This is a genomic window from Exiguobacterium sp. s150 (assembly GCF_018618435.1).
In the GTDB taxonomy this organism is placed as follows: Bacteria; Bacillota; Bacilli; order Exiguobacteriales; family Exiguobacteriaceae; genus Exiguobacterium; species Exiguobacterium alkaliphilum.
In genome coordinates this window covers 222,861-234,839 of sequence record NZ_JACSMC010000001.1, presented here as the reverse complement: position 1 = coordinate 234,839, position 11,979 = coordinate 222,861, and the positions used below count along the sequence as shown (strand labels likewise).

At 54.4% G+C, this 11,979-nt stretch carries 12 protein-coding genes; all 12 read left to right on the top strand.

Going from position 1 to position 11,979, the window contains the following annotated elements; all coding sequences use genetic code 11:
- Positions 1–14: 14 nt before the first annotated feature.
- The 12 genes from KNP76_RS01220 (at position 15) to KNP76_RS01165 (ending at position 11,979) form a co-directional block, all read left to right on the top strand.
- A complete protein-coding gene (locus KNP76_RS01220; protein WP_034805588.1) occupies positions 15–482 on the top strand; it encodes a cell division protein SepF in 468 nt (155 codons plus the stop codon).
- 4 nt (positions 483–486) lie between these two features.
- Positions 487–759 carry a YggT family protein gene (locus KNP76_RS01215; protein WP_034805585.1) on the top strand — a complete coding sequence of 91 codons (273 nt, stop codon included), beginning with the start codon at positions 487–489 and terminating at the stop codon, positions 757–759.
- A complete protein-coding gene (locus tag KNP76_RS01210) occupies positions 760–1,530 on the top strand; it encodes a YlmH family RNA-binding protein (protein WP_214839463.1) in 771 nt (256 codons plus the stop codon).
- A gap of 18 nt (positions 1,531–1,548) precedes the next feature.
- Positions 1,549–2,094, top strand: a complete 546-nt coding sequence (locus KNP76_RS01205; RefSeq protein ID WP_214839461.1) for a DivIVA domain-containing protein — start codon at positions 1,549–1,551, stop codon at positions 2,092–2,094.
- A gap of 266 nt (positions 2,095–2,360) precedes the next feature.
- Complete coding sequence (ileS, locus tag KNP76_RS01200) at positions 2,361–5,087, top strand: isoleucine--tRNA ligase (RefSeq protein WP_214842195.1); 2,727 nt, start codon at positions 2,361–2,363, stop codon at positions 5,085–5,087.
- Positions 5,088–5,145: 58 nt separating this feature from the next.
- On the top strand, positions 5,146–5,619 hold the full coding sequence (gene lspA, locus KNP76_RS01195) for a signal peptidase II (RefSeq protein ID WP_034815042.1): 474 nt from the start codon (positions 5,146–5,148) through the stop codon (positions 5,617–5,619).
- Positions 5,619–6,530 carry an RluA family pseudouridine synthase gene (locus tag KNP76_RS01190; RefSeq protein ID WP_214842193.1) on the top strand — a complete coding sequence of 304 codons (912 nt, stop codon included), beginning with the start codon at positions 5,619–5,621 and terminating at the stop codon, positions 6,528–6,530. The genes lspA and KNP76_RS01190 overlap by 1 nt, the downstream gene beginning before the upstream one ends.
- 192 nt (positions 6,531–6,722) lie before the next feature.
- Positions 6,723–7,256, top strand: coding sequence for a bifunctional pyr operon transcriptional regulator/uracil phosphoribosyltransferase PyrR (gene pyrR, locus KNP76_RS01185; RefSeq protein WP_034806428.1), 534 nt, complete (start codon positions 6,723–6,725; stop codon positions 7,254–7,256).
- A gap of 48 nt (positions 7,257–7,304) precedes the next feature.
- On the top strand, positions 7,305–8,606 hold the full coding sequence (locus KNP76_RS01180) for a uracil-xanthine permease family protein (RefSeq protein ID WP_034815044.1): 1,302 nt from the start codon (positions 7,305–7,307) through the stop codon (positions 8,604–8,606).
- Positions 8,607–8,736: 130 nt separating this feature from the next.
- A complete protein-coding gene (locus KNP76_RS01175; RefSeq protein WP_034806422.1) occupies positions 8,737–9,642 on the top strand; it encodes an aspartate carbamoyltransferase catalytic subunit in 906 nt (301 codons plus the stop codon).
- Positions 9,639–10,919, top strand: coding sequence for a dihydroorotase (locus KNP76_RS01170; RefSeq protein ID WP_051622587.1), 1,281 nt, complete (start codon positions 9,639–9,641; stop codon positions 10,917–10,919). Before KNP76_RS01175 ends, KNP76_RS01170 begins: the two co-directional genes overlap by 4 nt.
- Positions 10,897–11,979: a carbamoyl phosphate synthase small subunit gene (locus tag KNP76_RS01165; protein ID WP_034806420.1), complete on the top strand. Its 1,083-nt coding sequence runs from the start codon at positions 10,897–10,899 to the stop codon at positions 11,977–11,979. Before KNP76_RS01170 ends, KNP76_RS01165 begins: the two co-directional genes overlap by 23 nt.

Genomic DNA, 11,979 nt, shown 5'->3' with positions numbered 1-11,979 from the left:
AGGAGGAATCCGTTATGTCAATCAAAAACAAGATGAAAGATTTCTTCGGACTCGAAGAAGAAGAACGGAATGCGTATGAAGGTGAAGAGTATGTCGTCGCCGAGACGAAGCAACAGCCGATGACCGAGCAAATCGTCAAGACAGACGATCGCCCGAAAACGTCAAACAATCTCGTCGCGTTCAACTCGAAGAAAAAAGAACGTTCGAAAGTCGTTCTTGCCGAGCCGCGCGTCTTCGCCGAAGCGCAAGACATTAGCGACCAATTGAAAGAAAACCGCGCTGTCATCGTCAACCTTCAACGCATGTCAAAAGAACAATCTCGTCAAGTCGTCAATTTCTTATCGGGTGTCGTCTACGCGCTCGAAGGGACGATGACGTCGATTGGACATAACACGATTCTATGTACTCCGAACAATATCGAGTTGACGGGGTCGATCTCGAACTTGATTTCGGAGGACGAACTCAATAGTAAAGGATGGTAAGTGAATGAATAACGTAGTAGAAGCTTTAGGAAATACGATTGTTACGCTTCTCGGGTATTATAGCTGGGTGTTAATCGCTTATATTTTGTTGTCGTGGTTCCCGAACGCGCGCGAGTCTAAGTTCGGACAAATCTTGTCTTATTTGTGCGAACCGTTTCTCAACCCGTTCCGCCGCATCATCCCGCCAATCGGTGGCATGCTCGATATCTCGCCGATCGTCGCCTTATTCGTACTTCGAATGGCACAGGTTGGGGTGCGAGCGATTTTCGGTCTGTAAATGAGCGTCTTTGACCATTATCGTCCGAGCGAACGGGCGTTCATCGAGCAAGTGCTCGACTGGGTGCAACAAGTCGAGGACAACTACTTGTTCAAATTGACGGACTTTTTAGACCCGCGTGAACACCAAATTGTGAAGCAAATCGTCGGGAAGCGTCTAGCGATTTACGATGACGGTGGTTTTGAAGGAGCAGAACGACGTCGGCTCATTTTGGCGCCGGACTATTATGAACTCGAGCCGAACGATTTTGAAATCGCGATTCGTCAAATCGACTATCCGACAAAGTTTGTCGACTTGACCCATCGTCAAGTGACCGGCACGCTCTTGAACGCCGGGCTGAAACGTCAGAAGTTTGGAGACGTCGTGTTAGAAGACGGGATCGCCCAGTTTGCCACGACCACAGAGGCGGCTAGTTTCATCGAGATGAACGTCGACCGAGTCGGCAAAGCCCGAATTCGCATTTCGGACGTGGCACCTGAAGCCGTACTCGTCGTTCCGGAGACGAAGTGGACGGAAGAGTTCGGAATCGTCTCGTCGCTTCGATTTGATGCCGTCGTGAGCGAAGTGCTCAATTTATCGCGGCAAAAAGCGCAGGCGCTCGTCAAACACGGCGACTGTAAAGTGAACCATAAACAAATCGAGGATGCGAGCTTCATCTTAGAGCCCGATGATTTAATCTCGATTCGCGGTTACGGTCGAGTGAAGTTGACAGCAATTCTCGGCTCGACGAAACGTGAGAAAATAAAAATCCAGTATGGCATCATACGTTAAATTTAGGAGGAAAGTCGAATGGCGTTGACACCGATTGATATTCATAATAAAGAGTTCTCGACTCGTTTTCGCGGGTACGACATCGATGAGGTCAATGAATTTTTAGATCAAATCATCAAAGAGTTCGAACTGTTGATTCGTGAGAATAGAAGGTATGAAGAACTCGTCAACGATATGCAAGCTCGCATTGACTACTTCTCCTCGATGGAAGACACATTGAACAAATCGATTATCGTCGCGCAAGAGGCGGCGGAAGAAGTGAAGACGAACGCTGCGAAAGAGGCGAGCCTCATCTTGAAGCAGGCGGAACGTGAAGCACTCGCGCGTGAAGAGGAAGCGGCACGGAAAGAGCAACTCGCTGAGCGTGAAGTCGTTCAAATGTTGAAGAAAGTCGAGCTGTACCGGACACGTTTCCGCGTTCTCGTCGATGCCCAAATGGAGCTGTTAAATAGTACGGAATGGGATACGATTGTCGGCGAACCACCGGTCCAAACGGTTCTTGACGATACGACCGAACTTACGTATAATGACGACGAAGTCATACCAAACAAACATCACGGATAATACACAATACGTCGACTAGGACACGTCGATAAAGTCATACCTACTAAGCGACTTAGGGAAGGTGCGAGCCTAAGAGAAAGACTTTATTCGGTATCCCCTACGAGTGTCGTGCTGAAACGAGTAAGCGCGACCGCCTGACCCCGTTATCGGTCACCGAGAGCGGTCTCGACCTATGTCGAGACTAGTAGGGTGGTACCGCGAGTCGACCAACTCGTCCCTATTTAGGGGCGGGTTTTTTTGTTGTCAAAAAATGAGGAGGAGTTTCAATGAACTATAAAGACACCCTATTGATGCCTGAAACAGATTTCGCGATGCGCGGAAACCTGCCAAAACGTGAACCACAAATGCAAGAAGCATGGGAACAGATGGACCTTTACAACCGTGTGCTCGAAAAGAATGCGGGCAAACCGCAGTATATCTTGCATGACGGCCCGCCGTACGCGAACGGCGACATCCATATGGGGCACGCCCTCAACAAAGTGTTGAAAGACATCATCGTCCGTTTCAAGTCACTCAACGGCTATCAGTCGCCGATGATTCCGGGCTGGGACACGCACGGTCTTCCAATCGAGAACGCGCTCCAAAAAGCTGGTGTCAACCGTAAAGAGATGACGGTCGCCGAATTCCGTGAGAAATGTGCGGCGTATGCGATGGAACAAGTGAACTCGCAGCGCGAACAGTTCAAACGTCTCGGTTTACTCGCAGACTTTGAGAACCCGTACATCACGCTCCTCCCAGAATATGAGGCGGCCCAGATCCGTCTATTCGGGACGATGGCTGAAAAAGGCTACATCTATAAAGGGAAGAAACCGGTCTATTGGTCACCTTCTTCAGAGTCGGCCCTCGCCGAAGCGGAAATCGAGTACTATGACAAGAAGTCGCCCGCCATCTATGTGGCGTTCCAAGTCGTCGACGGAAAAGGCATCTTGGAGACGACCGACCACTTTGTCATCTGGACAACGACGCCATGGACGATTCCGGCGAACCTCGGGATCGCGGTCAGTAATGAGTTGACGTACACGCGAATCAACCATGACGGCAAAGGCTATATCGTCGCAGAAAGCCTCGTGGAAGACGTGACGACAGCGCTCGGCTGGACCGACTTCACGGTGGACGGGTCGTGGAACGGCCAGGCGTTCGAACATATGACGGCGCAACATCCGCTTTACGACCGGACGTCTCTCGTCATGATTGGTGACCACGTCACGGCTGACGCGACAGGTCTCGTCCATACGGCACCAGGTCACGGGGAAGACGACTATCGTGTCGGACAAGCGTACGGGCTCGACGTCCTCTGCCCGGTCGATGATCGTGGCTACATGACGGACGAGGCACCTGGATTTGAAGGCCTCTTCTATGAAGATGCCAACAAACAAATCGGGATGAAGCTTGAAGAGAACGGCTACCTCCTTAACTTAAAGTTCATCAAACACTCGTACCCGCACGACTGGCGTACGAAAAAACCGGTCATCTTCCGTGCGACGCCGCAATGGTTCGCGTCAATCAAAGACTTCCGGAGTGACTTGCTTCGTGAGATCGAAGAAGTGAACTGGGTGCCGGAATGGGGCATGACGCGTCTTTACAACATGGTCCGTGACCGTGGGGACTGGGTCATCAGCCGTCAACGCGCATGGGGTGTGCCAATCCCGATTTTCTACGCGGAAGACGGCACGGAGATCATCACGAACGAGACGATCGACCACGTCGCGAACTTGTTCCGCGAGCATGGCTCGAACGTCTGGTATGAGCGCGAAGCGAAAGACTTGCTCCCAGCAGGGTTCACGCATCCGAACAGCCCGAACGGGGAGTTCCGTAAAGAGCTCGACATTATGGACGTTTGGTTCGACTCGGGCTCGTCACACGCAGGTGTGCTCGAAGAACGCGCCAACCTTCGCCGTCCGGCCGACCTCTACTTGGAAGGGTCAGACCAGTATCGCGGTTGGTTCAACTCGTCGCTCTCGACGGCTGTCGCGACGACCGGGAAAGCGCCGTATCGTACGGTTCTCAGTCACGGATTCGTGCTTGACGGCGACGGACGTAAGATGTCGAAATCGCTCGGCAACACGATCGCGCCGAACGATCTCGTAAAACAATACGGTGCCGAAATCGTCCGTCTTTGGGTGTCGTCGGTCGATTACCAATCTGACGTACGCGCTTCGCACGACAACTTCAAGCAAGTGTCGGAAGTGTACCGGAAAATCCGCAACACGCTCCGTTTCTTACTCGGGAACTTGAACGGGTTCGACCCGTCGATGCGCGTCGCTTTCGAAGACATGCCAGAAGCCGATCAATTCATGGCGACGAAACTCAAGCAGTTGCAGGCGAAAGTCATCAAAGCATACGACACGTTCGACTTCATGGCCGTCTACCACTTGATTCACAACTTCTGTGTCAACGAGTTGTCTTCGTTCTATCTCGACTTCACGAAAGACATCCTCTACATCGAGCGTGAAGATGACGCACGCCGTCGTGCCGTTCAAACGGTCATGTACGATACGGTCATCGCGCTCACGAAGTTGATCGCGCCAATCCTTCCGCACACGGCGGACGAAGTGTGGCAAGAGATTCCGGCGAAGGCAGCCGATAGCGTCTTCTTGTCGGATCTCGATGAAGTCGTCGCGCTCTCAGAAGAAGAGACGGCGTTACTTGCGAAATGGTCGAAGTTCCTCACGTTCCGTAACGACGTGTTGAAAGCGATTGAGATCGCCCGCGGTGAAAAATTGATTGGGAAACCGCTCGAGGCGAAGTTGCTCGTCGCACCGAAGGGTGAGACGAAAGCGTTGCTCGAGACGATCGACAACGTTCGTCAACTGCTCCAAGTGTCGCAACTCGACTATGTCGCGCACGCGGATGTCGATTATGCGACGGCAGAAATCACCGTCACGAAAGCCGACGGTGCCGCCTGTGCCCGTTGTTGGACGTACTCGACGGAGCTTGGTCAACATGCCGAGCATCCAGAGCTTTGCCCGCGCTGTACGGAAGTCATCGCATAAGCTGGACCGGAGTGGCGAACGTCCACTCCGGTTTCTTATGACGTGAAAGGAGAATTTGATGAAGCGCTATTACGGATTGGCCCTATTTCTCATCGTGCTCGATCAAGTGACGAAGTGGATCGTCGTCCAGACGATGACGATTGGACAGTCAATTGAACTCATTCCAGGCTGGCTCTATTTGACGTCTTACCGCAATAAAGGAGCGGCTTGGGGCATGCTCGAAGGACAGATGACGTTCTTCTTTATCGTCACGGCCATTGTCGTCGTCGGCTTGATTTACTTCCTGCATAAAGAAGTGAACGGATTCAACTTGCTCGGCTATAGCGTCGGGTTACTGCTTGCCGGAGCAATCGGGAACTTCATCGACCGCCTGTTCCGAGGAGAAGTCGTCGATTTCGTCGATACGTATCCGTTCGGCTACAACTTCCCGATTTTTAACGTCGCCGATATGGCGCTCACGTTCGGTGTCATCTTTATGGTCATCGGCGTCTTGTTCGAAGAAAAATTAAACAAAGAAAGGGGACATGCGTAATGGAAACATTCACATTTGTCGCCGAAGAAAAGGCACGAATCGATAAATGGATGAGTGAACGGAGCGATTGGTCCCGTTCGCAAATTCAAGATTGGATTAAAGCGGGCGACCTGCTCGTGAACGGTCAAGCCGTGAAACCGAACTATAAACTACAAATCGGCGACGAGATCATCGTCAACGTACCGGAAGCGGTCGAGCTTGAAGTCTTACCGGAAGACATCCCGCTCGAGATCGTTTATGAGGATGAGGACGTCATCGTCGTCAACAAGGCACGTGGCATGGTCGTCCATCCGGCGGCCGGTCACACGTCAGGGACGCTCGTCAACGCGCTCCTTTACCATTGTGATGACTTGTCAGGCATCAACGGCGTCAAACGTCCCGGCATCGTTCACCGCATCGATAAAGACACGACCGGTCTTTTGATGGTCGCCAAAAACGACTTGGCTCACGAGTCGCTCGCGACGCAGTTGAAAGACCGTAAAATCAAGCGTGAATACATCGCGCTCGTCCACGGGGAACTCGTCCATGAGCTCGGCACGATTGAGGCACCGATCGGACGCGACACGAACGACCGCCAGCGTATGACCGTGACGGATAAGAACGCGAAAGAAGCGGTGACACACTTCCGTCTGCTTGAGCGTTACAAAGACTTCACGCTCGTCGAGTGTAAACTCGAGACGGGACGGACGCACCAAATTCGCGTCCACATGCGCTACATCGGTCACCCGCTCGCCGGAGACCCGAAATATGGGCCGCGCCGGACGATTCAATTGAACGGTCAGGCGCTTCACGCGGCGACGATTGGGTTCTTCCATCCGCGGACGAACGAATGGCTCGAATTCGAGGCGAAGCTCCCGGCCGACTTCGAGACAGAACTTGCCAAATTGGACAAAATCGAGAAAACGCGTTGACATTCCGCTCATTCCGATTTATAGTCTAGAAAGCATAACACCTTTAAACCCAGTCCAGAGAGGCTGTGAAAGGAATGTGGCCGCGGCCACGACACGTCGATTATTTGAGGCAGACGTCTGCCCTCACATATGAAGACTTCCTTTTCCAGCCGGACGAGGAAGTCTTCTTTTTTTGTAGAAAGGAGGAACGCCATGAAACGTTCTACCATTTTAGATGAAGCCGCCATCCGACGCGCGCTCACACGAATCGCCCATGAGATTATCGAACGCAACAAAGGGACGGATAACGTCGTGCTCGTCGGGATAAAAACCCGAGGCGAGACGCTCGCCGACCGGCTCGCACGCCGGATTGAAGAGATTGAAGGCAAGCCGATCGCCCTCGGCAATTTAGACATCACGATGTATCGTGACGACTTGTCGAAAAAGTCGCTCGACCCGGAAGTGAAAGCGACGGAACTTCCGCATGACATTAACGGAAAGACGGTCGTCCTCATCGACGACGTCCTCTACACCGGTCGGACGGTGCGTGCCGCAATGGACGCCCTTGTCGACCACGGTCGCCCAGATTACATCCAACTCGCCGTCTTGATTGACCGCGGACACCGCGAGTTACCGATTCGCCCAGACTTTATCGGAAAAAACGTCCCGACGTCGAAGTCGGAACAAGTCGTCGTTCGACTCAGTGAAGTCGACGCGACAGACGAAGTCTTCATCAATCAGCAATAACCCAATAAACCTTTAAGGTGGTCCAGAGAGGCCAGGAAGGAGAACGACATGAAACAACCTATCCTCAACATCCACGAGCGTCCCGCTCACTTGCCGCAATGGCTGCTCTTCAGCTTGCAACACGTCTTCGCCATGTTCGGAGCGACGATTTTAGTCCCGATTTTGACGGGGCTCAACACATCGGTCGCCCTCGTCGCTTCCGGCGTGGCCACGCTCTCATTCTTAGCCATCACCCGTTTCAAAGTCCCAACGTATCTCGGATCGAGTTTCGCCTACATCGCCCCGATTATCGCCGTCAGTCAACAGTGGGGCGTCGAAGCCGCCTTGTTCGGCGGCATCATCGCCGGCTCGGTATACGGCGTCGTCTCGCTCATCATTTATAAGACGGGCGTCCGCTGGCTGTTACGGCTCTTGCCGCCGGTCGTCGTCGGCCCGGTCATCATGGTCATCGGCTTGTCACTCGCGCCGGTCGCCATCGACATGTCGATGAACGACAACGGGGCGTACAACGGGACGTTCATCACGATCGCACTCCTCACGCTCGGCATCACGATGCTCGCGATGACGAAGCTAAAAGGCGTCTGGGGCGCCGTGCCGATTCTGTTCGGCATCGTCGGAGGGTACGCCATCGCCGCCATGTTCGGGATTATCGACTACTCGGCCATCGGACAAGCGAGCTTGTTCCAACTCCCGGACTTCACGATGGTGTTCGTCGACTACATGCCGATGTGGCAAATCGGGGCACTCCTCGCCATCGTCCCGGTCGCCCTCGTCACGATGACGGAACATATCGGCGACCAGATGGTCACGTCAAAGATTATCGGACGTGAGACGATGAAAGACCCGGGCCTTCACCGCACGCTCCTTGGCGACGGTGTCGGGAAAGCGGTCGCCTCGGCACTCGGTGGCCCACCGTGTACGACGTACGGGGAAAACAACGGTGTCATGGCCATCACGAAAGTATACAGTGTGTACGTGATCGCCGGTGCTGCGCTCATGGCCATCAGCTTCGGCTTCCTCGGTCACGTCGAAGCGTTCATCTCGACGATTCCAAATCCGGTCAAAGGCGGCATCTCGATTCTCTTGTTCGGCGTCATCGCCTCGAACGGACTTCGGACGATGGTCGAAAGCAAAGTCGACCTCGCCGAAAAACGCAACTTGATCATCGCCTCGGTCATCCTCGTCGTCGGTCTCGGTGGGGCGATGGTCCAACTCGGCAGCTTCCCGGTCCAAGGGATGGCACTCGCGACGATCGTCGGCATTTTGTTGAACGCCTTCTTGCCGAAAGAAGAGCCGACGGAATCAGCGAATGAAACAACTGAAGAAACACGACAAGCAAGTAACTTTTAATTCGATCCCGTGAGGTCGGCAAAGTGAAGGCTCGTTTATTTGGGTGTGTCCACCCAAATGAAGGCGTCCCTTCACGTAGGTGAAGAGGCGCCTTTTCTCTTTGCCTTCTATACAAAAGGAGGAGACGAACATGAACTTGATTCAACAACAACCGAAACATTTTGTCAGTCTCGACACGCTCGCACTCGATGAGATCATGGGCTTGATTGAAGAGTCGCTCCGCTATAAGCAAGGCGACATGCCGCCGCTGTTTGACGGGAAGACGGTCGCGAACTTGTTCTTTGAAAACTCCACGCGGACGAAGAACTCGTTTCAAATGGCCGAGCGTCACTTGAACATCCAAGAGATCCCGTTCGACGTGGCGACATCGTCGGTGACGAAAGGCGAGACGCTTTACGACACGTGCAAGACGCTCGAGGCGATCGGCATCAATGCGCTCGTCATCCGCCATCCGGAAGCGGGCTATTATCACGAACTCGTCGAGAGATTGAACATCCCGGTCTTAAACGGCGGGGACGGGAGCGGGGAACATCCGTCCCAGTCGCTCCTCGACCTCGTCACGATTTACGAGGAGTTCAAGACGTTCCAAGGATTGAACGTCGCCATCTGTGGCGACCTCGTCCATAGCCGTGTCGCCCGATCGAACGCCTCGGTCTTGCGACGGCTCGGCGCGAACGTCGTCGGCTGCAGCCCGGAGTCGTGGTGGGACGAGTCGATGGGACTCGAGCGGCGAAACATCGACGACGTGTTACACGAGAGTGACGTCATCATGTTGCTCCGGGTCCAACACGAGCGTCACATCATGGGCGACATCTTCTCGAAAGAAGACTATCACACCCAGTTCGGCTTGACGGTCGATCGGGTCGAACGGATGAAACCGGACGCAATCATCATGCATCCGGCACCGGTCAACCGGGACGTCGAGATTGCCGGCAGTTTGATTGAACACGAAAAGTCACGCATCTTTCCACAGATGACGAACGGCGTATACGCCCGGATGGCCATCTTACATCGAGCATTAGGGGGACAATCATGATACTTCAACACGCAACCTGGTATGACGGGAACACAAAACGGACGACGAACATCTTAATCGAACACGGCGAGATTCGCGCTGTCGACTATGACGGCACGACCGATGGCCACGAAGTCATCGACGCGAGCGGAAAGCTCCTCATCCCGGGACTCGTCGACGTCCACGTCCATCTGCGCGAACCGGGCGGGGAGAAGAAAGAGACGATTAAGACCGGGACCGAAGCCGCGGCAGCTGGTGGTTTCACCACAATCTGTGCGATGCCGAACACGCGCCCTGTCCCAGACGACCGCGAGACGATGGATCGACTGGTTCGTAAAATCGAAGAAGACGCCATCGTCCGTGTCCTTCCGTACGCTGCCATCACGAAGCGGCAACTCGGAACCGAACAAGTCGACATGGATTCGCTTAAGGACGCGTTCGCCTTCACCGATGACGGGGTCGGCGTACAGTCTGCCGCGATGATGCGTCAGGCGATGCGGGAAGCGAAACGACTCGGCAAGGCAGTCGTCGCCCACTGTGAGGACAATACGCTGAAGGCCGGTTCGGTTCACGAAGGTCGCTTCAGTGAAGAACACGGCATCCAAGGCATTCCGAGCCTCGCCGAGAGTATCCATATCGCCCGCGACGTTTTAATCGCCGAAGAGACGGGCTGTCACTATCACGTCTGTCACGTCTCGTCACGGCAATCGGTCCGCGTCATCCGGGACGCCAAACGTGCCGGCATCCACGTCACGGCCGAAGTGACCCCACACCACCTCGTCCTCTGTGAAGACGACATCCCGGGTCTTGATCCAAACTTCAAGATGAACCCGCCGCTCCGAAGTGCGGACGACCGTGCGGCGCTTATCGAAGGGTTGATGGACGGGACGATTGACATGATTGCGACCGATCACGCTCCGCATACGGCAGCAGAGAAAGCAGAAGGAATGGAGCGGGCCCCGTTCGGCATCACCGGATTCGAGACGGCGTTCCCGCTTCTATACACGACGTTCGTCAAGACGGGACAGCTAGAAGAAGTCGCGCTCATCGAGTGGATGACGAAACGTCCGAGTGACGTATTCGGATTGCCGTACGGTGCGATCGAAGTCGGACGAGCGGCGGACCTCGTCCTCGTTGACACGGAGACGGAACGGGTCGTCGACCCGACGACGTTCAAGTCGAAAGGAAAGAACACACCGTTCGCAGGGAAACACTTGGTCGGCTGGCCGGTCTTGACGATCGTGGCCGGAGAAATCGTATATAAGGGGAGATTCGATGAAACGAACATTATGGCTTGAAGACGGGACTTCATTTGTAGGGACAGCGTTTGGTGCTGACATCGAGACGACCGGGGAAGTCGTCTTTCAGACTGGGATGACCGGATATCAAGAGATGTTGTCCGATCCATCCTATTGTGATCAACTCATCGTGCTGACGAATCCGTTGATTGGGAACTATGGCGTCAACCGTGAAGATTTCGAGACGACCGTTCCGATGGCAAAAGGTCTCATCGTCAAGGAAGTGTGCGATGCACCTTCAAACTTCCGCTCGACGGCGACGTTATCGGATACGCTCAAACGATTCAACATTCCAGGTCTTGCGGGCGTCGACACACGGATGCTCACACGTCACTTACGTTCTCGCGGTGTCATGCGCGGCGTCATGGTCGACGGAGAATCGACGTGGGACCTCGTCAAAGACCGCTTCGACGGTCTGCTTCCGACCGACCAAGTCGAACGCGTCTCGACGAAGCGGGCCTATGTGACGACCGGCAGCGGTCCCCGCATCGCCCTCATCGATTTCGGGGCGAAGCTCGGGATTATGCGCGAACTCGTCAAACGTGACTGTGAAGTCGTCGTCTTGCCGCACGACGTGACGGCGGAAGAAGTTTTGCGCTACGAACCGGACGGCATCATGTTGTCGAACGGACCGGGGGACCCGAAAGACGTCCCGACGGCGCTCCCGCTCATCGAGACGCTCATGCCGAAGTTACCGCTGTTTGGCATCTGTCTCGGCCATCAATTGATTAGCCTCGCCGGCGGGGCAGACACGTTCAAACTCCCGTTCGGCCATCGCGGTGCCAACCATCCCGTGCTCGAACTAGAGACCGGGGCGGTGACGATCACGTCCCAAAACCACGGCTACGCCGTCGATGAGTCGTCACTCGCGACAACTGGGCTCGTCGTCACGCACCGTGCCGTCAACGACGGGACCGTCGAAGGCGTCAAACATCTCCACTATCCGACGTTCTCGGTCCAATACCACCCTGAGGCGGCACCTGGACCGTACGACGCTAACGATTTATTCGACCGTTTCATGCAACTCGTTCAAGAAAACAAACAGAAAGTAGGAATGTGA

Coding starts and splice junctions, on each gene's coding strand:
- KNP76_RS01220 (WP_034805588.1), top strand. CDS start 15: ATGTCAATCAAAAACAAGATGAAAGATTTCTTCGGACTCGAAGAAGAA.
- KNP76_RS01215 (WP_034805585.1), top strand. CDS start 487: ATGAATAACGTAGTAGAAGCTTTAGGAAATACGATTGTTACGCTTCTC.
- KNP76_RS01210 (WP_214839463.1), top strand. CDS start 760: ATGAGCGTCTTTGACCATTATCGTCCGAGCGAACGGGCGTTCATCGAG.
- KNP76_RS01205 (WP_214839461.1), top strand. CDS start 1,549: ATGGCGTTGACACCGATTGATATTCATAATAAAGAGTTCTCGACTCGT.
- ileS (WP_214842195.1), top strand. CDS start 2,361: ATGAACTATAAAGACACCCTATTGATGCCTGAAACAGATTTCGCGATG.
- lspA (WP_034815042.1), top strand. CDS start 5,146: ATGAAGCGCTATTACGGATTGGCCCTATTTCTCATCGTGCTCGATCAA.
- KNP76_RS01190 (WP_214842193.1), top strand. CDS start 5,619: ATGGAAACATTCACATTTGTCGCCGAAGAAAAGGCACGAATCGATAAA.
- pyrR (WP_034806428.1), top strand. CDS start 6,723: ATGAAACGTTCTACCATTTTAGATGAAGCCGCCATCCGACGCGCGCTC.
- KNP76_RS01180 (WP_034815044.1), top strand. CDS start 7,305: ATGAAACAACCTATCCTCAACATCCACGAGCGTCCCGCTCACTTGCCG.
- KNP76_RS01175 (WP_034806422.1), top strand. CDS start 8,737: ATGAACTTGATTCAACAACAACCGAAACATTTTGTCAGTCTCGACACG.
- KNP76_RS01170 (WP_051622587.1), top strand. CDS start 9,639: ATGATACTTCAACACGCAACCTGGTATGACGGGAACACAAAACGGACG.
- KNP76_RS01165 (WP_034806420.1), top strand. CDS start 10,897: ATGAAACGAACATTATGGCTTGAAGACGGGACTTCATTTGTAGGGACA.